The organism is Novosphingobium decolorationis (assembly GCF_018417475.1).
Taxonomy (GTDB): domain Bacteria; phylum Pseudomonadota; class Alphaproteobacteria; order Sphingomonadales; family Sphingomonadaceae; genus Novosphingobium; species Novosphingobium decolorationis.
In genome coordinates this window covers 3,464,773-3,487,822 of the sequence record NZ_CP054856.1, presented here as the reverse complement: position 1 = coordinate 3,487,822, position 23,050 = coordinate 3,464,773, and the positions used below count along the sequence as shown (strand labels likewise).

The 23,050-nt window shown below is 65.9% G+C and carries 20 protein-coding genes; 8 read left to right on the top strand and 12 right to left on the bottom strand.

The window, feature by feature from the left end:
- Positions 1 to 35: 35 nt before the first annotated feature.
- On the bottom strand, positions 36 to 1,661 hold the full coding sequence (locus HT578_RS16185) for an NAD+ synthase (protein WP_213500701.1): 1,626 nt from the start codon (positions 1,659 to 1,661) through the stop codon (positions 36 to 38).
- Between the two features lie 222 nt (positions 1,662 to 1,883).
- On the bottom strand, positions 1,884 to 2,045 hold the full coding sequence (locus tag HT578_RS16180) for a hypothetical protein (protein WP_162853555.1): 162 nt from the start codon (positions 2,043 to 2,045) through the stop codon (positions 1,884 to 1,886).
- A 167-nt stretch (positions 2,046 to 2,212) separates the two neighbouring features.
- On the opposite strand from HT578_RS16180, the gene HT578_RS16175 reads away from it, so the two are divergent.
- The 5 genes from HT578_RS16175 (at position 2,213) to metH (ending at position 8,505) form a co-directional block, all read left to right on the top strand.
- Positions 2,213 to 3,214, top strand: coding sequence for an ArsR/SmtB family transcription factor (locus tag HT578_RS16175; RefSeq protein WP_213500700.1), 1,002 nt, complete (start codon positions 2,213 to 2,215; stop codon positions 3,212 to 3,214).
- Positions 3,215 to 3,301: 87 nt separating this feature from the next.
- A complete protein-coding gene (gene metF, locus HT578_RS16170) occupies positions 3,302 to 4,231 on the top strand; it encodes a methylenetetrahydrofolate reductase [NAD(P)H] (protein WP_213500699.1) in 930 nt (309 codons plus the stop codon).
- The gene (locus HT578_RS16165) at positions 4,231 to 5,277 is read left to right on the top strand and encodes a homocysteine S-methyltransferase family protein (protein ID WP_213500698.1); all 1,047 of its coding nucleotides are present in this window, start codon (positions 4,231 to 4,233) and stop codon (positions 5,275 to 5,277) included. Before metF ends, HT578_RS16165 begins: the two co-directional genes overlap by 1 nt.
- Positions 5,278 to 5,293: 16 nt before the next feature.
- The gene (locus HT578_RS16160; protein WP_039388990.1) at positions 5,294 to 5,836 is read left to right on the top strand and encodes a GNAT family N-acetyltransferase; all 543 of its coding nucleotides are present in this window, start codon (positions 5,294 to 5,296) and stop codon (positions 5,834 to 5,836) included.
- Positions 5,837 to 5,856: 20 nt separating this feature from the next.
- Entirely contained in the window at positions 5,857 to 8,505 is a 2,649-nt protein-coding gene (gene metH, locus HT578_RS16155; RefSeq protein ID WP_213500697.1) for a methionine synthase, read from the top strand.
- Positions 8,506 to 8,634: 129 nt separating this feature from the next.
- On the opposite strand, the gene HT578_RS16150 is transcribed toward metH, so the two are convergent.
- On the bottom strand, positions 8,635 to 8,913 hold the full coding sequence (locus tag HT578_RS16150; RefSeq protein WP_213500696.1) for a hypothetical protein: 279 nt from the start codon (positions 8,911 to 8,913) through the stop codon (positions 8,635 to 8,637).
- A gap of 331 nt (positions 8,914 to 9,244) precedes the next feature.
- Complete coding sequence (locus HT578_RS16145) at positions 9,245 to 9,400, bottom strand: hypothetical protein (protein WP_199904340.1); 156 nt, start codon at positions 9,398 to 9,400, stop codon at positions 9,245 to 9,247.
- A gap of 196 nt (positions 9,401 to 9,596) precedes the next feature.
- Between HT578_RS16145 and recQ the strand changes: the two genes are divergently transcribed.
- Positions 9,597 to 11,474, top strand: coding sequence for a DNA helicase RecQ (gene recQ, locus HT578_RS16140; protein WP_213500695.1), 1,878 nt, complete (start codon positions 9,597 to 9,599; stop codon positions 11,472 to 11,474).
- 18 nt (positions 11,475 to 11,492) lie between these two features.
- Here recQ and HT578_RS16135 read toward each other — a convergent pair whose 3' ends face one another.
- Both HT578_RS16135 and HT578_RS16130 read right to left on the bottom strand, forming a co-directional pair.
- Positions 11,493 to 12,149, bottom strand: a complete 657-nt coding sequence (locus tag HT578_RS16135; protein WP_213500694.1) for a DUF2726 domain-containing protein — start codon at positions 12,147 to 12,149, stop codon at positions 11,493 to 11,495.
- Positions 12,150 to 12,240: 91 nt separating this feature from the next.
- Entirely contained in the window at positions 12,241 to 13,698 is a 1,458-nt protein-coding gene (locus HT578_RS16130) for a L,D-transpeptidase family protein (protein WP_213500693.1), read from the bottom strand.
- Positions 13,699 to 13,870: 172 nt separating this feature from the next.
- On the opposite strand from HT578_RS16130, the gene HT578_RS16125 reads away from it, so the two are divergent.
- A complete protein-coding gene (locus HT578_RS16125) occupies positions 13,871 to 14,824 on the top strand; it encodes a DMT family transporter (RefSeq protein WP_213500692.1) in 954 nt (317 codons plus the stop codon).
- 155 nt (positions 14,825 to 14,979) lie between these two features.
- Entirely contained in the window at positions 14,980 to 17,655 is a 2,676-nt protein-coding gene (acnA, locus tag HT578_RS16120) for an aconitate hydratase AcnA (RefSeq protein ID WP_213500691.1), read from the top strand.
- 380 nt (positions 17,656 to 18,035) lie between these two features.
- Here the strand turns inward: acnA and HT578_RS16115 are convergent, their stop codons facing one another.
- The 6 genes from HT578_RS16115 to HT578_RS16090 form a co-directional block, all read right to left on the bottom strand.
- Positions 18,036 to 18,884 carry a hypothetical protein gene (locus tag HT578_RS16115; protein ID WP_084591941.1) on the bottom strand — a complete coding sequence of 283 codons (849 nt, stop codon included), beginning with the start codon at positions 18,882 to 18,884 and terminating at the stop codon, positions 18,036 to 18,038.
- A gap of 256 nt (positions 18,885 to 19,140) precedes the next feature.
- Positions 19,141 to 20,184 (bottom strand): Holliday junction branch migration DNA helicase RuvB, encoded by a 1,044-nt coding sequence (gene ruvB / locus HT578_RS16110; protein WP_039389000.1) that lies wholly within the window; start codon positions 20,182 to 20,184, stop codon positions 19,141 to 19,143.
- Positions 20,184 to 20,744, bottom strand: coding sequence for a DsrE family protein (locus HT578_RS16105; RefSeq protein ID WP_213500690.1), 561 nt, complete (start codon positions 20,742 to 20,744; stop codon positions 20,184 to 20,186). The genes ruvB and HT578_RS16105 overlap by 1 nt, the downstream gene beginning before the upstream one ends.
- 127 nt (positions 20,745 to 20,871) lie before the next feature.
- Positions 20,872 to 21,486, bottom strand: coding sequence for a Holliday junction branch migration protein RuvA (ruvA, locus tag HT578_RS16100; protein WP_039389004.1), 615 nt, complete (start codon positions 21,484 to 21,486; stop codon positions 20,872 to 20,874).
- 55 nt (positions 21,487 to 21,541) lie between these two features.
- A complete protein-coding gene (gene ruvC / locus HT578_RS16095; RefSeq protein WP_039389006.1) occupies positions 21,542 to 22,018 on the bottom strand; it encodes a crossover junction endodeoxyribonuclease RuvC in 477 nt (158 codons plus the stop codon).
- 133 nt (positions 22,019 to 22,151) lie between these two features.
- Positions 22,152 to 22,916 (bottom strand): YebC/PmpR family DNA-binding transcriptional regulator, encoded by a 765-nt coding sequence (locus HT578_RS16090; protein ID WP_039389008.1) that lies wholly within the window; start codon positions 22,914 to 22,916, stop codon positions 22,152 to 22,154.
- Positions 22,917 to 23,050 lie beyond the last annotated feature (134 nt).

The window sequence follows — 23,050 nt, the reverse complement described above, 5'->3', positions numbered from 1 at the left end:
TTCACGTTGCCGCGGTCCGGCTCGTCATTCATCCCTCAACTGCGAAACGCATGAGTGATCGGATAGCGCCGATCCCGACCGAAATTTCTTGGGGACAGTTTCACGCCCGGCGGCGACTGGCGGCGCAGGGCTTCGCTCGCATGCAGACGCTCCTCGATCTGGCGCAGGACCGCGCGGGGAAATCCGTCCGCGACCATCTGGTCGATGCTCTTGTCGTGCTCGACAAGGCCGAACAGCATGGCATCCAGGCGCCCCGCGTCGTCCACGCCGTCGGGAAGCGGCGGCGTACGGGCCAGAATCGAGGCGGTAAAGATCGTCCCCTCCGGCCCCAGCCCGATGTGCGGGATCGCGCCATTGCGCCATGTGGCAAGCGTGGCGACCGTCGTCGCGTAGGCATCCTTGAGCGGACTGTAACCGCCCGTGGCGCTTGCGCAGGAGGGCGCGCGGCCAAGGCTGAAATCGCTCTTTGTCGCCGAAGAGAGCAGCATCGCGCCCTGGCTCTCGGCAAACGCCCCAAGCACCAGCGCGCGCATGCGTGCGGCAAGCCGCTCGCCCGCCTCCCGCTCAGGGCCAACGAAACAGACATCCAGGGCCTCCAGGGCCTCTGCGATGCGCGAATCGAGCGTGATCTCCCGGCACCTGGCGCCAAGGCTGTCCGCACAGGCCCGCGCATCGTCCAGCGCCTGCGCGCCGCCTGCCAACGGTGGGACCAGCGCCAGGGTCACGCACTCAGGCCCAAGCGCATCAACCGCCAGTGCCGCCACCAACGCCGAATCGCGCGCGCCATCGAGGCCCACCACCACGCCCTCGCACGCACTGCGTTCCACAAAGTCGCGCAGCGCCAGCACCATGGCGCAGTAGATCGTCTCGGGCTGGGGCGTCTCCTGCGCCAGATCGCCCCGGTCGCAGCGCCAGCCGCGCGCGGTGCGGGTCCACGAGGTCTGCAGGACCTGCTCCTCCCAGTCCCGCGCACGCGCAGCGAGCTGGCCATCGCCATTGACGACGAAGCTTCCGCCATCGAAGACGAGCTCGTCCTGCCCGCCCACGCGGTTGAGATAGGCGAGAGGAATGCCGGTATCGCCCGCCCGGCGCCGGGCTATCCCCTCGATTCGCAGGGCTTCCTTGTTGATCTCGTAAGGGCTGCCGTTGATGCAGATGAACATCTCGGCGCCGAAGTCGGCGAGGTGACGGCACACGTCCGGGCGCCAGATATCCTCGCAGATCGGCACCCCGATCATGGTGCCGCGCAGGATCACCGGCTCGGGCAAGGGGCCGGGCTGGAACAGGCGCATTTCATCGAACGTGCCGTAGTTGGGGAGCTCGTGCTTGAAGCGCACCGCCGCGATCCGCCCCTGGTCGAGCAACGCCACACCATTGTGCAGCGCACCATCCCGCACGAAGGCCGATCCCACCAGCATGGCCGGCCCATCATCGCCGCTCGCCTCGGCCAGCCGTTCAAGCTGGGCAGCCGCCTTTTCGACCAGCGCGGGCTTGAGCACCAGGTCCTCGGGCGGGTAGCCGATCAGGTGGAGTTCGGGAAAAACGACAAGGTCCGCATCGCGCGCCTCGCGTCGGGCCGCCAGAATCGAATCCGCATTGGCGCCGATATCGCCGACCGACTGGTTGAGCTGACCAAGCGCGATCCGGAAAGCATCGAGCATGGGATCAGGTGATGCCGCATTGCAGCGCATCGCGCAAATGTCTTCGAAGTTCGGCGCGCATCGTTTGCAAAAACATGGGCCGAAAACGAAAAACCCTCCCCGAAAGGGGAGGGTCTTTGTCCACTTGGCTTAAGTGGGTCTTTCCGATGTCCCGGCCGAAACCGGGTGGAAAGCCGCGGAGGGCCGCCGGAACACGAGGCGCCGGCCAGCCCTCCAAACGGATTACATCGCCTCGGTCGGAACCTCGGTCGGAGCGTCCGTCGCCATCATGTCACCGGGCACGGTCTCAACCGACTCGGTGGCTTCCGGAGCCGGAGTCTCGCCACAAGCTGCGAGAGCCAGAGCGGCAGCCGACGCGAACGCGGCGAAAGCAATCTTCTTCATGCGAATCCCCTTGCATTGTTTGGCCCACGGGCCAACGCTTGCAGGCAAGCCTGCGGAGGCCTCTTTAAACGAGACGATGGTGCAACGCAAATAGGAAGTATGGGGGGCGGAAGTGGCCTCAAACCTTGGGGTTGCACGCATATAAAGATATCTTTATATCCACCCGCATGCAAATCGACCCACTTCTGAGGGCCCTTTCGGAGCCGACGCGCCTGCGCATCATGCGTTTGCTGGCGCACATGGAGCTTTCCGTGGGCGAACTTGCGCAAGTGCTGGGCCAGAGCCAGCCGCGTGTTTCGCGCCATGTGCGAATCCTGTGCGACGCGGGACTGTCCGAACGCCGCAAGGAAGGCAGCTGGGTCTTCCTGCGCACGGCCGTGAGCGAAACTTCCGAGCCCGAGATGGGGGCGGCCGCCGCGCGCCTGCTCACCATTGCCGAGCGCGACGACCCCGAATTTGCGCATCGCTGCCGCGATGACCGCCGCCAGCTCGCTTCGATCCGCGAGGCGCGCGAGGCCAATGCACAGGCCTATTTCGCGCGCCACGCGCCGGAATGGGATACCCTGCGCCAGCTCCACGGCGCCGACGAGCCGGTCGAGGCTGCGCTCATCGCCGCACTCGGCTGCGCGCCGGGCAATCAGACCGGAAAGCTGGGCGCCCTGCTCGACATCGGCACCGGCACCGGCCGCATGGCCGAACTTCTGGCCGACAGCGCGAGCCACGTCACCGCGCTCGACCGCAACCCGGAGATGCTCCAGATCGCACGGGCCCGGCTCCAGGCGCTGCCCGCCGACAAGGTCGACCTGGTGCGCGGCGATTTCGTCGACCTGCCTTTCGATTCGGGCAGCTTCGACACCGTGCTGTTCCACCAAGTGCTCCACTTCGCGCCCTCGCCCGGCCCCGTCCTCGACGAAGCCGCGCGCGTCACGCGTGCAGGCGGGCGCATCGCCATCGTCGATCTGGCCGCGCACGAGCGCGAGGAACTTCGCGAGCGTCATGCCCATGCCCGACTCGGATTTTCCGATGCACAGATGGCCTCGCTCATGGCCGACGCGGGTTTCGCGCCCGCCCCGCCCATTGCTCTTCCGGGTGACACCCTGACGGTGAAGATCTGGACTGCCGAGCGCCTGCCCTGCCCTGCCCCTACGCCTGCCCCGGCATCTGCCTGAGACGCCGGTTTACTTGCCCTTTGCCACGACTGTGCCCTTGAAGAGGCGCCCTTGCCCCAAGCGGCCCAAGCGAAAGATTGCGAAGCGATGACTGTTACGACCCGACCCGCCGAAGCTGCCACGTCCGCCCCCTGCGGCGATACGCCGCTATTCGGCGAAATGGCCGGAGACATTGCGGTCTCCTACGAGTTCTTTCCGCCCAAGACCGAGAAGATGGAGGCCCAGCTGTGGGACGCCATCACCGAACTGGCGCCTCTGGCCCCCAAATTTGTCTCGGTCACCTATGGCGCGGGCGGCTCGACGCGCGAGCGCACCCACGCGACGGTCGCGCGCATCCGCCGCGAAACGGATCTGGTCCCCGCCGCACACCTTACCTGCGTTGCGGCCAGCAAGGGCGAGATCGACGAGATCGCCGATGAATACTGGGATGCAGGCGTGCGCCATATTGTCGCCCTGCGTGGCGATCCCCAGCCCCAGGATAACGGCGTCTTCCGCGCCCACCCCGAAGGTTACGCCAGCGCCGCAGCGCTTGTCGAAGGGCTGAGGAAGCGCCACGATTTCGAGATCTCGGTCGCCGCCTATCCCGAAATGCACCCCGAGGCATCGAGCGCGCAGAGCGACCTCGACAACCTCAAGCGCAAGATCGATGCGGGCTCCACGCGTGCGATCACGCAGTTCTTCTTTTCGGCCGACGCCTATTTCCGCTTCCTCGACAAGGCGTTGGCCGCGGGCATCACCGCGCCGATCGTGCCCGGCATCATGCCCGTCACCAACTTCGCCGCGATCCGCCGCATGTCCGCGAACACCGAGATTCCCGCCTCGCTCGAATCGCTGTTCGCCGATCTCGACGAACGCCCCGGCCCGCGCGCGCTGGTCGCCGCCGTTGCCGCGGCCGACCTGTGCAAGCGCCTCTACGACGGGGGCGTGCGCAACTTCCATTTCTACACGCTCAACAAGGCCGACCAGACCTACGCGATCTGCCAGCTGCTCGGCCTGCGCCCCAAGGAGACCGTCTGATGACGCCCCGTGAAGCCTTCCAGGAACAGGCCCGCCGCCGCATCCTCATTACCGACGGGGCCTTTGGCACCGAGATCCAGAACTGGAAGCTCTCCGAGGCCGACTACGCGGGCGATCTGGATCTGGGCCACGACCAGAAGGGCAACAACGACATCCTCGCCCTGACCAAGCCCGAAGTGCCCGAGGCGATCCACCGCGCCTACTTCGAAGCCGGCGCGGACATTGCCGAGACCAACACCTTCTCGGCCAACCGCATCAGCCAGGCCGATTACGGCGCACAGGGGCTCGTGCGCGAGATCAACGTCGCCTCCGCCCAGCTTGCGCGCAAGGTCGCCGACGAGTTCACCGCGAAGGACGGGCGCCCCCGATTCGTTGCGGGCGCCATCGGCCCCACCAACAAGACCCTCTCGCTCAGCCCCGACGTCAACGACCCGGGCTATCGCGAGATCGACTGGGACACGCTTGTCGATGTCTACAAGGAACAGGCCGCAGCGCTCGTCGAAGGCGGCGCCGACTTCATCCTGATCGAAACCGTGTTCGACACGCTCAACGCCAAGGCCGGGATCATGGCCGTGCGCCAGCTCGAGGCCGAGCTGGGCCGCGAGGTTCCGATCATGCTCTCGATGACGCTGACCGACCTGTCGGGCCGCAACCTCTCGGGCCACACGGTCGAGGCGTTCTGGCACGCAGTGCGTCATGCCAGGCCGCTCACCATCGGGCTCAACTGCTCGTTCGGTGCGACCCAGCTGCGCCCGCACGTCAAGGTCCTCTCCGAGATCGCCGACAGTCTCATCATGATCTACCCCAACGCCGGGCTTCCCAACGAACTGGGTGCCTATGACGAAATGCCCGAAACCACGGCGGGCTTCGTCAGGGAATGGGCCGACGCGGGCCAGGTCAACGTGCTGGGCGGTTGCTGCGGATCGACGCCCGCGCACATCGCCGAGATCGCCAAGGCGGTGGAGAGCCTGCCGCCCCGCCGCGTGCCCGAGCTTGCCCCCGTGACCCGCCTCGCCGGGCTCGAACCCTTCACCATGGCCGCCTGACGCAAAGACACCTTACATGACGAACATGCCTATCTGGCGCATCCGGGTTGCCACGCCCGAGGATGCCGAAACTCTCTCGCTCATTGGCTCGGCCACGTTCCTGGAGGCCTTCGCAGGCGTCGTCCACGGCCAGGGTCTTCTGGGCCACTGCCGCACCTCGCATTCGGCCGAGACCTACCGCCGCTATCTGGAGAGCGGCGCGCGGATCTGGCTCGCCGAAGTCGAACCGGGCCATGCGCCGGTAGGCTATGCCCTCACCTGCACGCCCGAGCTTGACCAGGCGAAGGACGGCGACGTGGAACTGAAGCGCATCTACGTTCTCGCCAAGTTCCAAGGCACCGTGATCGCGAGCGCGCTCATGCGCAATGTCCTGGAAGCCGCGCAGGCCGACGGACACAAGCGCCTGCTGCTCGGCGTCAAGAACGACAACCAGCGTGCCTTGAGCTTCTACGCCAAGAACAATTTCGAGACGATCGGCTCGCGCAGCTTCGATGTCGGCGGCGTGATCTACGACGACTTCGTGCTCGCGCGCCCGCTCGCCGCACTCGCCACCACCTGACCGGATCCCGGGGGGACACCATGACCGAGACTTCCGCCTCTGCCGCCACGCCCGCTTCGGCCTCGGGCTCGCGCTTCGTCAATATCGGCGAGCGCACCAACGTCACCGGCTCTGCCAGGTTCAAGAAGCTGATCATGGCTGGCGACTATGCGACCGCGGTCGAAGTCGCGCGCCAGCAGGTCGAGAACGGCGCGCAGGTCATCGACATCAACATGGACGAGGGCCTGCTCGACGCGCTCGAGGCGATGACCACCTTCCTCAACCTGATCGCGGCCGAGCCGGACATCGCGCGCGTGCCGATCATGATCGATTCGTCGAAATGGGACGTGATCGAGGCGGGCCTCAAGTGCGTCTCGGGCAAGCCCATCGTCAATTCGATCTCGATGAAGGAAGGCGAGGAACTCTTCCTCAAACAGGCGCGCACCTGCATGGCCTATGGCGCGGCCGTGGTCGTCATGGCCTTCGACGAGACCGGGCAGGCCGACACCAAGGCGCGCAAGGTGGAAATCTGCACCCGCGCCTACAAGCTGCTGACCGGCATCGGTTTTCCGCCCGAAGACATCATCTTCGACCCCAACGTCTTTGCCGTGGCCACCGGCATCGAGGAGCACGACCGCTACGCGCTCGACTTCATCGAGGCCGTCGCCGAGATCAAGGCCGCCTGCCCCCACGTCCACTTCTCGGGCGGGCTTTCCAACCTCTCGTTCTCCTTCCGCGGCAACGAGACGGTGCGCCGCGCGATGCACTCGGTCTTCCTCTACTACGCGATCCCCGCCGGGCTCGACATGTCGATCGTGAACGCAGGCCAGCTTGACGTCTACGACCAGATCGACCCCGCCTTGCGCGAAGCCTGCGAGGACGTGATCCTGATGCGCACGCCCAAGGCGGGTGGCGACCAGACCGCGACCGAGCGCCTGATCGAACTGGCCGAAAGCTTCAAGGGCAAGGACAAGGCGCAGGAAAAGGCCACGCAGGAGTGGCGCACCTGGGAGCCGGTCAAGCGCATCGAGCACGCGCTCGTGCGCGGCATCGACGCGCACATCGTCGACGACACCGAAGAAGCGCGCCAGGCGATCTTCGCAGCGGGCGGACGCCCGATCGAAGTGATCGAAGGGCCGCTCATGGACGGCATGAATGTCGTGGGCGACCTGTTCGGCTCGGGCAAGATGTTCCTGCCCCAGGTGGTGAAGTCCGCGCGCGTGATGAAGAAGGCGGTCGCCCACCTCATCCCCTTCATCGAGGCGGAAAAAGACGCCAATTCCAAGGCCAAGGGCCGGATCATCATGGCCACCGTCAAGGGCGACGTCCATGACATCGGCAAGAACATCGTGGGCGTCGTGCTCCAGTGCAACGGCTACGAGGTCATTGACCTTGGCGTCATGGTCCCCTGGTCCACGATCCTGGAGACCGCGCAGAAGGAAGACGTCGACATCATCGGCCTCTCCGGCCTCATCACGCCCTCCTTGGACGAGATGGTGACGGTGGCCGAAGAGATGCAGCGCGCGGACATGAAGATCCCGCTCCTCATCGGCGGGGCGACCACCTCCAAGGTCCACACGGCGCTGCGCATCGACCCGGCCTATACGGGCGCGGTCATCCACGTGCTCGACGCCAGCCGTGCGGTCGGCGTCGCCTCGCAGCTTCTCTCCGACACCCAAGCCGAGGGCTACATCGAATCCGTCGCCATCGACTACGAGAAGGTGCGCGAGGCCCGCGCGGGCAAGGGCAAGCGCGACGTCCTGCCCATCGCGGACGCGCGCGCCAACGCCTTCAAGCCGGACTTCGCCGACAAGGCGCCCGCGCCGATGCAGCCCGGCCTCCACGTCTTCGAGGACTGGGACCTTGCAGACCTTCGCGAAACCTTCGACTGGACGCCCTTCTTCCGCGCCTGGGAACTGGCGGGCACCTACCCGGCCATCCTCAACGATGAAGTGGTGGGCGAAAGCGCGCGCAATCTCTTTGAGGACGCGCACAAGATGCTCGACACCATCGTCGAGGAGAAGTGGCTGACGGCCCGGGGCGTCTGTTCGTTCTGGGAATGTCACCAGGACGGCGACGACATCCTTCTGACCGACGGCACGCGGCTTCCCATGCTGCGCCAGCAGGTCGAGAAGTCGCGCGACCGCGCCAACTTCTGCCTCTCCGACTTCGTCGATCCGGCGGGCGACTGGCTGGGCGGCTTTGCCGTGGGCATCCATGGCATCGACGAACACATCGCCCGCTTCAAGGCCGCGCACGATGATTATTCCGACATCCTCCTGAAAGCGCTGGCCGACCGCTTCGCCGAAGCCTTTGCCGAGCGTCTGCACCAGCACGTGCGCACCACGCTCTGGGGCTATTCGCCCGACGAGCAGCTCACCAACGAGGCGCTCATCCGTGAGCAGTACCGCGGCATCCGCCCGGCCCCGGGCTACCCGGCCTGTCCGGACCATTCGCTGAAGCCGATCCTGTTCGATCTCCTGCGCGCGCAGGACACTGCCGGGATCACGCTCACCGAAAGCCAGGCCATGCTGCCGACTTCGGCCGTCTCGGGCTTCTACTTCGCGCACCCCGAGAGCCAGTACTTCGGCGTCGCGCGCATCGGGCGCGACCAGTTGGAGGATTACGCAGGGCGGCGCGGCATCGACATCGCCACGGCCGAACGCTGGCTCCGCCCCAACCTCGACTGATCGAAACACGAAAAGAGGCGCCGTCCACACCCAGGGGAAGAGGTGGACGGCGCCGGGAAGACCTGTCGGCGTGGTCTTGGGCCGTTGTGCGGGGCAAAGCCGTGTTCGGCGGCCGCCCCACCGGCACACTCAGTGGACCAGCGGCGGACCGGCAGGCTTCATCTGGGCAATAGGGGTGGGCTTCGCCGCTCGGGCATCGCCCACGATACGCGTTTCGACCGTGAGCAGCGCAAACGCAGCTTCAGCCCCGAAGTGGACGAGTTCGTTGATGATCGGATCGGTCGCGACGCCCTGTTCCTGCGCAAGCGCCTTGAGCGTGCGCGCCAGTTCGGCGAATTCACATTCGTTCAACCAGGCCGTGTGGCATTCCTCGAAACGCACACGCGCATCCTGCAGCATCGCTCCCATGACTTGTACCTCTTCCCGTATTGTCCTTGCGGTTCCTGTGACGACCTCGATTCAATCGATTGCAGCTCCGTCGATCGAGTGATGCCAAGTATCCAGGAAGCGCTCCAAGAAACGCTGAAAAAAGCCATGCGGGCTTACCCGCGTGTCATCTGAAAGAGAAAGTTACCACGCCTCGGCGCGGGTCTTCGCGGGGTCGCCGCGGAAGGAAAACAAATCTTGTCCGAAGGGATAAGACCGAAAGGGCCAAATGCCCCTCACCGATGGCGTGCCCTCGGCAGGCCATCTCCCGCCCCCACGCACCATGGTCTGCGTGGGAGGGGCAAGGTGGGGTTCAGAACAGGCGGTCGAGCAGACGGCCGAACAGGCCGCGGTCACCGTCCATGGGCTGGATCGGACCATAGGTGTGGAGGCGCTGATGCGCGTCACGATGCGCCCGCGGCAGGATCGATTCGTGCGGGCGACTGGAATGGTAAACGTAAGACGACATGATGTGATCTCCATGAACCAGTTGTCGTGAAATAAACTCGCCGCAGCCGAAAAAGTGCCCGTCAATCGTCGCAAACGCACGTTCCATCTTCGCAAGCCCCCATCTCCCCGCGAGTCGCCCCAAGAGGCGAAAAGCGGAGGAAAGCGCCTCTGGCACGGGTTCCGCGATGCGCCCGGCTCTGCCATAAGCTGCCCCCGTGAACGACGACGACTGGCCCTTCGAGACGACCTTCTACGGCGATGATGATGACTGGCAGAGCGACCTTGCCCCGCCCGTCGACAACACGCCCGCCGCGCCCCCGTCTGCCGAGCGCGTGCGCGAGGCGCTGCAGGCGACCTTCGGCTTTTCGGGCTTTCGCGGGGTCCAGGACCAGGTGGTGGACCGCGTCCTCCAGGGGCAGTCCACGCTGGCGGTGATGCCCACCGGCGCGGGCAAGTCCCTCACCTACCAGCTGCCCGCCGTGCTTCTCGAAGGCACCTGTGTGGTCGTCTCGCCGCTTATCGCGCTCATGCACGACCAGCTGCGCTCCGCGCGCGCCAACGGCATCCACGCGGCGACCCTTACCAGCGTCGATGCCGACTGGCGCGAGACGCTCGACGCGTTCCGCGCAGGCCAGCTCGACCTTCTCTACATCGCGCCCGAGCGGGCGAGCCAGCCCGCCTTCCGTGACTTGCTGGCGAGCACCCGCATCTCGCTCTTTGCCATCGACGAGGCGCACTGCGTCTCGGAATGGGGGCACGACTTCCGGCCCGACTACCGCCTCCTGAAGCCGCTTCTCGACGCCTTCCCGCAGGTCCCCCGCCTCGCGCTGACCGCGACGGCCGACCGCCATACCCGCGCCGACATCCTGACCCAGCTCGGGATCGGCGAGGACGGCCTCATCGTCGCCGGGTTCGACCGCCCCAACATCCGCTACGCAATCCGCCCGCGCGACAGCGTGGCGCGCCAGTTGAAGGGCGTGATCGACGAGAACCCGGGTCCCGGCATCATCTACGCCCCCACCCGCGCGCGCGTGGAACAGCTTGCCGAGACACTCGCGAAGTCAACCGGCCGCCCGGTCCTGCCCTACCATGCCGGGTTGCCCTCGGAAGTCCGCCAGAAGAACCAGGCCGCCTTCGTGGCGAGCGAGGACATGGTGATGGTCGCGACCGTCGCCTTCGGCATGGGCATCGACAAGCCCGACGTGCGCTTCGTTGCCCACGCCGGGATCCCCAAGTCGATCGAAGGCTACTACCAGGAAACGGGCCGCGCCGGGCGCGACGGCGATCCTTCGGTCGCCGTCATGTTCTGGGGCGCCGACGACTTTGCCCGCGCGCGCATGCGCCTGGCCGAAGTCGACGAGGCGCGCCAGCAAAGCGAACGCCAGCGCCTTGAATCGCTCGCCGGGCTGATCGAGACCGCGGACTGCCGCCGCGCCGTCCTCTTGCGCCACTTCGGCGAGGAACCGCCGGCCAAGTGCGGCAACTGCGACACCTGCCTGGAACCCGTCGACGTGATCGACGCGACGACGCTGGCGCAAAAGCTGCTTTCGGCGGTCTACCGTACCGGGCAGACCTATGGCCTCGGCCACCTCGAGAAGGTGCTGACGGGCGTCACGGACGACCGCGTGCTCCAGCGCGGGCACGACCAGCTGTCGGTCTTCGGCATCCTGCGCGAGGAGGAAAAGCCGATCCTCAAGGCCCTCGCCCGCGCCCTTCAGGCCCGCGGCAGCCTGGTCCCCACCGAACACGGCGGGCTGGCGCTCGGCGGCGATGCCCGCGAGATCCTCAAGAACGAGGCCGCCGTGATGATCGTGCGCCCGCCCAAAAAGGAACGCGGACGCCGGGGCCGCGGGGCGGACCAGACGCCCAACCCGGTCGGCGATCCGCTCTTCGATGCCCTGCGCGAACTGCGCCGCGACCTCGCCAAGGACCAGGGCGTGCCGCCCTATGTCATCTTCCACGACGCCACGTTGCGCGAGATGGCCTCGATGCGCCCCTCCAGCCTTTCCGAACTGGGCTCGATCACGGGCGTGGGCAGCCGCAAGCTCGACGCTTACGGCGAGGAATTCCTCCACGTTCTTCAGCAGTTCTGAGACGCGACCACGCGATCCTCAGGCCTGGTCGCCCCGTCCGGATTGCCGAAGCAGCTTGGCGACAGCCAATCGCACATCCGAAGGACTGTCCCCGCTCGCGACCTCCACGTAGCCGATTCCCGCTTTGCGTAGCGCCTCCCGCTTCACCGCATCGCGCGCGGCAGCATCGCGCCCGAGATGATGCCCCGTTCCCTGGAACTCTATGGCGTGAAGCGGTTCGTAAGCATCATTGACAACCAACAGGTCCACGCGCTTCGAGTTGACGGCAAAGTACGCGTCCTCGTCGTCACTGCGCACGATCTCACCCATGCTCACTTGCGCCATGACCCTCCAATCCGGAGCGCCCTCGCGAACACATGCATCGAGCACGGACATCAAGCGCCTCTCCGGACGGTTAAGAAGAGGCTGCGCCGAAAATTCGGCATCCATGACGATATCGAGTTGCTCCGTCGCAGAGACGCGCGACGTCGCCGTGACCGACTCCTTCGATGCAGATTTTCGGCGGCCCGAGAAACGAGCGCCTTTGGCCTTGCGCTTCTGCCAGTAGGCACGGCGTTCAGCACGCTTCGAGGATTCAACGAAGCGTTCGACCGCCATTCCCAGCACGCCACCAATGGCTAGAACCGCAATAAGCAAATGGGGTTTGTCGATCAGCGCTAGAATTTCGTCAGGCATTCGCCAGAGACTAGACGAAATTGCTTAGCAAAATGGAAACCGGAGAAGAGGGCACGAGACGCGCACTCTTCTCCGATTCCCGTACTTTCTATTACAGCGGGTTATCCAGCTTGATAATTTCTTCCTCGCTCTTGCGCTGGGAGGTCTTGAGCTGGCGGGGCTGCTGGAAGCTTTCCAGAACGGGCTTGTCGCGACCGTAGATGTCGCCGAAGGTTTCGAGGTTGCCTTCGATATCGCGCGCGATGGTGAAGTAGGTGAGATAGACCGGAAAGGTACGGGTCATCTCGACCTTGGTGTACTTGCCCGAGCGCGAGATGTCGGCCGCCTCGCTGCCCGACATGCCAGCCCCCAGGATCGCCATCGTCATGCCCAGTTCGACCGCGCGTTCGGTGCGGATGCAGCCGTGGCTGTAAGCGCGCACTTCGTGGTTGAAATACTGCTTGGAGGGCGTGTCGTGCAGGAAGATCGCGTGCTCGTTGGGCATGTCGATCTTCATCATGCCCAACGAATTGTTCGGGCCCGGCTGCTGGACGACCCAGACGTTGCCGTTGGCGTCCTTGGTGGCCTTGTAGCCCGCATTGCGCGCCCAGGTCGGGTTGTTGAGCACCTTCTGGCCCAGACCCTCGCCCTTCACGATCGACTGCGGCACGGTCCAGGTCGGGTTGAACACGACCGCCGAGACCGTTTCGGCCAGCTGCGGCGTCGCAGTACGCCCCGGCTTGCCGACGACCGTCTTGTAGGTGCGGATGATCTTGTTCTTGACCGTGAGGCGCAGCTGGAACTCGGGCACGTTGGTCAGGAGATAGACTTCGCCCAGATCGCGCTTGAGCCAGCGCCAGCGATCCATGTTGGCCATGATGAGGAGACGCCGGTCCTTCTGCGCCTTGGGCGTCGCGGCCAGTTCTTCCTTGAGCGCGGCGTAGTCCGGCACAGTCGGCGCCAGCGCGGCGACGAGGCCGGGAATGTCGTGCGCGGCCAGTGCCTGGGCCATCACCTTGCCAGTGGGCATCTCATCGCGGTCGGGATCGACCGCGAACCACTGCACGCGCGCGGGCATGGGCGTGCGTCCGTCACGCAGGTCCTCAACCAGCCAGCCCAGGAGTTTGCTCGCGAGTTCGTCGAGCGCATCGCCCTCACCCGCCGCGATCGCGGCCTGGAGCGCTTCGGGCTGATAATCGGCCGGCAACAGGCCCTCGCTCCCGATCCCGCGGATCGTGGCGAGAAGATCCTGCGCGTCCGAGATATTCCAGGGCAGCACGGGCGCGGAAAGGAAGAGCTCCTGCACCACCGGCTCGGACGTGGTGCGCGTGGCCGTCCCCTCGCTCACCACGGTCGCAGTGGTCGGCGCGGGGGCGTTCTTCGGAGCGCGCGTAGGCGCGGAGCTCGGCGTCGATGTGGGAGAGGCCTGCGCGGCGGGCGAATGCGGGCGGGGCAGGATATCTTCGGGGCCGCTCTGCGCACGACTCTGCGCCAGCACCGGCTGGGCCAGGAGGGAGAGCGCCGAAAGACTCGAAAGAAGGCCACAGGCCTTGCGCTGGATGCTGCTCATTTTGCTTCGAAATCCGCCCGAATAGTACGTGTAGGCCGCATAGCGACCGTGCGCATCACGGCCACCGATCCGGCGATATGAACGCCAGTATAGCACGTCCGTTCCGCATCGCGCCTGTCGCTACGATGAATTGCTTGCGAATAACCGACGCTTAACCCACAGAACCCGGGCCATGACGCAGCCTGCCCCCGCCTCCGATACCACCCCACCGGCCCCATCGGCCCTGCAGGCCGCGCTGCCGGTCCTTGCCGTGGTCGCAGGCATCGGAACCTTCAGCGCGATGGATGCGGCCATGAAAGGCGCCTCGATCGCGCTGGGCGTCTACACCGCGCTGCTCCTACGCAACGCGCTGGGTACGCTCTTTGCCCTGCCGATCTGGCTCGCGACCCTGCGAGGCCCTCGCCCCGAGAGCACCGCCTTCTCACGTCGCCCAACGCTCGCGCGCCTGCGCCTCCACGCCTTTCGCGCCGGGGTGACCACCTGCATGGCGGCGCTCTTCTTCTATGGACTCGTGCGCATTCCCATGGCCGAGGCAATCGCGATCTCGTTCATCTCGCCGATCATCGCGCTGTTTCTGGCGGCCCTGCTGCTGGGAGAAGTCATCCGCCCCCAGGCGATCCTCGCCTCGCTGCTCGGCATCGCCGGGGTGATCGTGATCGGCGGCGGGCGATTGGGGGCGCTCGACACTTCTCCCGAGACGTTGAAGGGGATCGCGGCCGTCCTGTGTTCGGCCGTGTTCTATGCTTTCAACCTCGTGCTGCAGCGCAAGCAGGCCCTCCTGGCAGGTCCCGGCGAGATCACGCTGTTCCAGAACCTGTTCTCGACGCTCCTCGTGGCCTTGCCCGCCCCCTGGCTCTTCCTCCTGCCCACAGGCCCGGTCTGGGGCCTGATCGCGGCGGGAGCCATGCTCGCCACGCTCGCGCACCTGTTGCTTTCTTGGGGCTACGCGCGCGCCGAAACGCAAGTGCTGGTGCCGGTCGAGTACACCGGCTTTGCCTGGGCCGCCTTGCTGGGCTGGCTGTTCTTCGGCGAAAACGTGGCGCTTGCGACTGTTGCCGGAACGTTTCTGATCCTCGTCGGGTGCTGGGTCGGTACGAGAAACAAAGTTTCACAACCTACCCCCTAGACCTATGCAGGAGGCCCTGCCTCTTGACCTTGCGCCTTTCAGCGCGCATCGGCGAGCCGACGAACCCGTCTGTCGCGTTGCAACACGCCCGAGGACCATGCGTTCAAGGGCGTGAACCCAAGCGTCGGACATCACAGGAAGGGAACAACGCCCACATGACCCAGGTCGGACAGGATACGCTCGGTACCCGGAGCACCATGACCGCCGGCGGCAAGACCGTCGCCTACTACTCGTTCAAGAAAGCCGCCGAAAAGATCGGCGACGTATCGCGCCTCCCCTTCTCGATGAAGGTGCTGCTCGAGAACATGCTGCGCTTCGAGGACGGTGGCTTCACGGTCTCGACCGACGACATCCAGGCTGTGGCCGACTGGCAGAAGAACCCGGTCACCGGCTCGGAAATCCAGTACCGTCCGGCCCGCGTCCTTCTCCAGGACTTCACCGGCGTTCCCTGCGTCGTCGACCTTGCCGCGATGCGTGATGGCATTGCCGCGCTCGGTGGCGACACCAGCAAGATCAACCCCCAGGTTCCCGTCAACCTCGTGATCGACCACTCGGTCATGGTCGACGAGTTCGGCACGCCCAAGGCGTTCGAACAGAACATGGAGATCGAGTACCAGCGCAACATGGAGCGCTACGACTTCCTCAAGTGGGGTTCCAAGTCGCTCGACAACTTCTACGCCGTCCCCCCGGGCACCGGCATCTGCCACCAGGTCAACCTCGAGAACATCGCGCAGAGCGTGTGGACCGAGAACGACCAGAACGGCGAAATCGTCGCTTACCCCGACACCTGCGTCGGCACCGACAGCCATACCACCATGGTCAATGGCCTGGGCGTCCTTGGCTGGGGCGTGGGCGGCATCGAAGCCGAAGCGGCCATGCTTGGCCAGCCCGTCTCGATGCTCATCCCCGAAGTCGTCGGCTTCAAGTTCACGGGTGAACTGAAGGAAGGCGTGACCGCCACCGACCTCGTGCTGACCTGCACCAACATGCTGCGCAAGCACGGCGTGGTCGGCAAGTTCGTCGAATACTACGGCGAAGGCCTTGCCACGCTCAGCCTCGCCGACCGCGCGACGCTGGCCAACATGGCTCCGGAATACGGCGCGACCTGCGGCTTCTTCGGCATCGACGAGAAGACCCTCGAATACCTGCGCCTCACCGGCCGCGAAGAAGGCCAGATCGAACTGGTCGAAGCCTACGCCAAGGAGCAGGGCTTCTGGATGGATCCCTCGAACCCCGAGCCGGTCTTCTCCTCCAGCCTCGAACTCGACCTCTCGACCGTCGTGCCCTCGCTCGCCGGCCCGAAGCGTCCGCAGGACAAGGTCGTCCTCACCGAGGTCGACGATGTCTTCAACAAGGACATGGCCGAGCTCTACAAGCGTGACCGCAAGTCGGTCGATGTCGATGGCGCGGACTACAAGCTGACCGACGGCGACGTGATGATCGCCGCGATCACCTCGTGCACCAACACCTCGAACCCCTCGGTTCTGGTCGCCGCCGGCCTCGTCGCCAAGAAGGCCGACGAGCTGGGCCTGAAGCCCAAGCCCTGGGTCAAGACCTCGCTGGCTCCCGGCTCGCAGGTCGTCACCGACTACCTCGAGAAGGCTGGCCTCCAGTCGCACCTCGACAACGTCGGCTTCAACCTTGTCGGCTACGGCTGCACCACCTGCATCGGCAACTCGGGCCCGCTCGCCGAGCCCCTGTCGAAGGCGATCAACGAGAACGACCTGGTCGCCTCGGCGGTCATCTCGGGTAACCGCAACTTCGAAGGCCGCGTGTCGCCGGACGTTCGCGCCAACTTCCTGGCCTCGCCGCCGCTCGTCGTCGCCTACGCTCTGAAGGGCACCGTGGTGGAAGACTTCACCACCACCCCGATCGGCACCGGCAAGGACGGCCAGGACGTGTTCCTCAAGGACATCTGGCCGACCAACGAGGAAGTGACCACCACGATGAACGCGTGCGTGGATCGCGAGATGTTCCAGGCCCGCTACGCCGACGTCTACAAGGGCGACGAGCACTGGCAGGCAATCAACGTCACCGGTTCGGAAACCTACGCGTGGAAGCCGGCATCGACCTACGTCGCCAACCCGCCGTACTTCGAGGGCATGGAAATGACCCCGGCACCGGTTTCGGACATCATCGAAGCCAAGCCGCTCCTCATCCTGGGCGACTCGGTCACCACCGACCACATCTCGCCCGCCGGTTCGATCAAGGCGGACAGCCCGGCTGGCCAGTGGCTCATGGAGCACCAGGTCGCCAAGGCCGACTTCAACTCCTACGGTTCGCGCCGTGGCCACCACGAAGTCATGATGCGCGGCACCTTCGCCAACATCCGCATCAAGAACGAGATGGTCCCGGGCACCGAAGGCGGCTACTCGTCGTACAAGGGCGAAACCATGGCCGTCTACGACGCCGCGGTGAAGCACGCGGCCGACGGCACGCAGCTCGTGGTCGTGGCCGGCAAGGAATACGGCACCGGCTCGTCGCGTGACTGGGCGGCCAAGGGCACCAACCTGCTGGGCGTGCGCACCGTCATCGTCGAGAGCTTCGAGCGCATCCACCGCTCGAACCTGGTCGGCATGGGCGTGCTTCCGCTCCAGTTCAAGGACGGTGACACCCGCGAGACGCTCGGCCTGACCGGCGACGATGCCTTCACCATCAAGGGCGTTGCCAACCTCAAGCCGCGCCAGGACGTCGAAGTCGAAGTGACCCGTGCGGACGGTTCGACCTTCACGTTCACCGCTCTGTGCCGCATCGACACGGCCAACGAGCTGGAATACTACATGAACGGCGGCATCCTTCAGTACGTCCTGCGCAAGCTCGCAGCCGACTGATCCGGCGCTCAGCCGAGGCCCTCACCGGCCTTTCGAAAACCCCGTCCGGCACACGCCGGGCGGGGTTTTCCGCGTTTGGGGACGGGTAAGGAAAGGAACGGGAGAAGAAAGAAGCGATACCGAGGGCCATTGCCCTCGGGCTCCCACGACTGTCGAGCGCAAGGCACGCACGCGATTTCGCCGCGACACACGAGAGATCGACAAGCCGATTGCCCGCCGCCCCGGCTCAGGACGCGATCAGCCCCCTCGCCTTTCGCTGCAGAGGCGGCGCGCGAGAGCTGAGGTCGACATTATGGGGAGCCCGAGGGCAATGGCCCTCGGATCACTCCTTCGCCGTACCTTGCTTTTTTGGAATGCGCGGAAGTCCCGCAGACCGCGCCTCAGGCGCGAACGGTGTCCTTGCCCCGGCGCGCCAGGCGGCTGCGGGCGAAGAGAGCGGCAGCCGCGGCTCCGAAGAGGATCAGCATCGGTGGCTCGGGGACATCTGTGGGCGGCGGCGGTGCTGGCGGCGCGCCCCCACCGGTCGTCGATCCGCCGGTGGTCGTGGTGGTATCGCCGCCGGTGGAGGTCGAGGTGCTGGTCGAGCTGCTCGTCGAACTCGACGTGCTGGAGCTCGTACTCGTGCTCGTGTCGCCGCCCGAGCTTGTCGACGTGCTCGTGGTGGTCGAGCCATCGTCGCCCCCCGAACTGGTCGAGGTGCTGGTGCTGGTCGTCGTCGAACCCTCGCCGCCCGAAGAGGATGATGAGGAGGAGGACGAGGACGACGAGGAACTGGAGCTGGACGAAGACGAGCTGCTCGACGTCGAGCCACCGGTCGTGGTCGAGGTGATGACAACGTTGCCGCCGCTCGACCCGCCACCTCCGAAGAAGCCTCCGAAGAAACCGCCACCAAAGCCCCCGACAGGACCGCCGCCAATTACCACCGGGGTACCCCCGCTGCCGCCTGCGGGCATCGGGGTCGGGGCGGGCGGAATGTAGGGCGGGGGCACCGGGACCATCGCCAGCGGCGGGTCCTCGGGCGGCTTGACGATTTCGCGCACGCGGCGGGTGGTGCGCGGCCTTTCCTTGGGAATGAGGCGCTTTGCCGGGCGTGCGACCTTCGCCTGCTTGAGCTTGCGGTACTCGGTCGTCTCCGACTGGGTCTCGGCAACGTGGACCGCGCCTCCGCCGATCACGGCGCAGCCCGCAGCGCAGGCGGACAGTTTGGCAATGGCGGTACGGATCGACATAAACGTTGCTCTCTGCGCAGGTCGTGCAGCCCTTGCGGACTGCGCCTCTACGGCTCTCCCGGATGCTTTGCTCGAATGCGGTTGCTAGCACACTCAAGGCAGAGAGGCGTTAACAGGGCAACGGCGTTAACCCTGTTTTCGTCCAGCTACAGCCAATTATCGCGCAATTGCGTGGCTGTTTCTAACCATGTGTTTCGAAACGGGACTTGTTTCGGGGGCAAGGGTAAACGCCTGTCCCCGGGTGTCCTGCGTGATTTCAGTCGGCCTGCGGACCTGCGGACGAATCGAAAAGCCCGCCCTGCGGCCCTGCCGGAGGCGTCAGGCCCAAGTGCTGCCAGCCCCGGTCGTTGAGGCAGCGGCCGCGCGCGGTGCGCGCCACGAGGCCAAGCTGGATGAGGTAGGGCTCGATCACTTCCTCGATCGTGTCGCGCGGCTCGGACAGGCCAGCCGCCAATGTCTCCACGCCCACCGGGCCACCCTTGTAGATGTCCGCGATCATCATGAGGTAGCGCCTGTCCTGCATGTCGAGACCAATCGAATCGACATCGAGCCGGGTCAGCGCATCGTCCGCGATCGCCTGCGTGATGACGTCCGAGCCCGCGACATGGGCAAAGTCACGCACACGGCGCATGAGCCGTCCGGCCACGCGCGGGGTCCCGCGTGAACGGCGCGCGATCTCGGTCGCGCCGCCCTTGTCCATGCCGATGCCCAGCAGATTGGCGCCGCGCGTCACCACGTGCTCCAATTCGGGCACGGTGTAGAACTGCAGGCGCACCGGAATGCCGAAACGGTCGCGCAAGGGGGTCTGGAGCAGACCCTGCCGGGTCGTCGCACCGATCAGGGTGAAGGGCGGCAGGTCGATGCGCACCGAACGCGCCGAGGGCCCTTCGCCGATGATGAGATCGAGCGCGCGGTCCTCCATCGCCGGGTAGAGCACTTCCTCCACCACCGGATTGAGGCGGTGGATCTCGTCGATGAAGAGGACATCGCCGTGTTCCAGGTTGGTGAGCAGCGCGGCAAGGTCCCCTGCCTTGGCGATCACCGGCCCCGAAGTGGCGCGGAAACCCACGCCCAGCTCGCGCGCGACGATCTGGGCCAGCGTCGTCTTGCCCAGCCCCGGCGGGCCGAAAAAGAGCGTGTGGTCCATCGCCTCGCGGCGCGACTTGGCGCTTTCGATGAAGACGTGGAGGTTGTCCTTGGCCGCCTCCTGCCCGACGAAATCGGACAGCGTCTTGGGGCGCAGTGCCGCATCGGCGTCTTCGGGCTGCGTCGCGGGCGAGAGGATGGGATTATCGGTCATCAGAAGGGGTTCAGCGTGTAGCCGTCCTGTTGCAAGAGGGCGTGAGCGGTCATGGCCGAAAGCGCCAGCTCCACACCCGGAATGAGATCGGCCCTGGCAAGACCCATGGCCGCCGCGCTCTGCCCGCACAGGATCACCCGAACGCCGTGATCGAGGAGCGCGCGGACCAACGGCGCGTTGGCGCTCTGCGCCCCGCCGCTGCGCGCAGCGTACGCCTCTGGCACAAGCAGGTCCGCGCCTGCCGGACCATGCACGACGAGCGCGACATGAATGCGTTCGCGCGGCACACCGGCCGCCACCTGCATGTTGATGAAGCGCGCCGCGCTGTCGATATGGCGGTTCACCTCGCCCGGTGTCGCCACCGCCGAGATATCGAAGGCGACCTTGAACTCGGCATCAGCCGGGATCGGCATGTCGGGTTCAACTGCGAAGGTACGTCCGTATTCGGTGAAGACGGGGCCTGTACGGGCAGCGGGCGCCGCCTGCGTACCTGCCGACAGTGCGAGCGCGAGAACCCCAGCAACTGCCCAGCCACCACGCGGGCTTATTGAAAATGGCATACACCCTCCTCGTAGTCCCAGGTGCCTCCGGCATCGAGACATATATCGACATCCCAGAACCCGGAAAACCAGAAGCCGGTGCCGATCAGTACGATCAGGATCGCCAATAGCCAAAGCCCCCGGCGCCTCACCCCGCCGCCTTTTTCAGCGCAACGCGCACAAGGTCGTTGAGCCCGGCATCCTCGCCCAGCTCGCCCACGGCCTGCGCAACGGCGGTGCTGGCGATGGCGGGCTTGAAGCCCAGATTCTGGAGCGCGGAGACGGCATCGGCGCTGGACGAGCCCGCCGGGCCCGCCACGCCCGAGGCCGCAATGCCCGGCGATCCGGGGGCAACCGGCATGCCGCCCGCCTTCTCCTTCAATTCGTTGACGATGCGCGTGGCGAGCTTGGGGCCGACCCCGTTGGCGCGCGCGACCATGGCGCTGTCCCCGCCCGCGCAGGCGCGCTGGAGTTCCTCGGTGGTAAGGACCGAGAGGATCGCGAGCGCGACCTTCGAGCCCACCCCCTGCACGGCGGTGAGGAGGCGGAACCAGTTGCGCTCGGCCGCCGAGGTAAAGCCGATCAGGCGCTGGTCGGTCTCGGACACCTGCATCTCGGTGTGCACCACGACCTTGTCGCCCCGGATGCCGAGGTGGTCGAGCGTGCGCGCCGAGCAGTGGACGAGATAGCCCACGCCGTTCACATCGATCACGGCCCAGTCGGGGCCCGTGTCATCCAGCAATCCAGTCAGCTTCGCGATCATGGTTTGTTCCTATGGCAGGAACGCCCCGGCATGACCAGACCAAACCGGCTTGCGCCTAGCGATGGCTTCCCAGCATGTTGGCGTGGGTGATTGCGACGGCAAGCGCGTCGGAGGCGTCCTCGCCCGCAAGCTGGACGCCGGGCAGCAGAACCTTGAGCATATGCTGGATCTGCTTCTTGTCGGCCCCGCCGGTGCCGACGAGCGCCTTCTTGACGATCTTGGTCGAATATTCGGCCACCGGCAGCCCCGCGCGCGCGATGGCGAGCATGGCAACGCCGCGCGCCTGGCCCAGCTTCAGCGTCGATTGCGGGTTCACGTTGACAAAGACCTCCTCCACCGCGCCGGTATCGGGCCGGTGGTGGAGGATGACGTCGAGCAGCGCGCTGTCGAGCTCGACCAGCCGTTCGGCCATCGAGGCCTTGGCGTTGGTGCGGATCTGCCCGTTGGCCACGTGGCTAAGACGGCTGCCGCTCTTGGCGACAATTCCCCAGCCCGTGCAGGTAAGCCCGGGATCGAGCCCGATGATGATCATTTCAGACCACGTCCAATTCGGCTCAGGCCGGAGCGAGAGCGGCCCTGTTCGAGAACCGGCGCGCAGCGTACCTCAAGGTAGGTGAGCACCGAAAGCGCAGAACAGGGCTGCTCGCAGCCCGGCATCAGCCGAATTAACCCAGCTTTTCCATGACTTCGTCGGAGATCTCGTAGTTCCCCCAGACGGTCTGGACATCGTCGTCGTCGTCGAGCGTGTCGATCAGCTTGAGCAGCGTGCCCGCGGTGTTCTCGTCGGCATCGACCTTGAGGTTGGGACGCCAGGCCAGCTTCACGCCTTCAGCTTCGCCCAGCACCTTCTCGAGTTCACCTGCAACTTCGTGGAGCGCTTCGGGCGCGCACCAGATCGCGTGGCTGCCCGGGTTCTCGTCGCCATCGCCCATCTCGCTCTCGACATCGTCGGCGCCCGCCTCGATGGCGGCTTCGAGGACCTTTTCCTCATCGCCGACGCTCGCCGGGTACTCGATCAGGCCGAGGCGTTCGAAGCCGTGCGAGACCGCGCCGCTCGCCCCCAGGTTGCCGCCGTTCTTGGCAAAGGCGGTGCGCACGTTGGTCGCGGTGCGGTTGCGGTTGTCGGTCAGCGCCTCGACGATGATCGCGACGCCGCCCGGGCCATAGCCCTCGTAGCGCACTTCCTCGTAGTTCTCGGCATCGCCCTTGGAGGCCTTGTCGATCGCGCGCTGGATGTTGTCCTTGGGCATCGACTGCGCCTTGGCGGCGTTGACCGCGGCGCGCAGGCGCGGGTTCATGTCCGGATCGGGCATGCCCATCTTGGCGGCCACGGTGATTTCGCGGCTCAGCTTGCTGAACTGCGCCGAGCGCTTCTTATCCTGCGCACCCTTGCGGTGCATGATGTTCTTGAATTTGGAATGGCCTGCCATCGGGTCCGCTCTTGTCTTGTGCCCGCCGCATGTAACCGAGGCTCTTGCCAGGCCAAGAAGGCCAGCGCGCGGCGGTACGGGGCGAGTCCGTTGGAAATTCGAGTTGGGCGCCCTTACAACAAGCCTGCCACCTA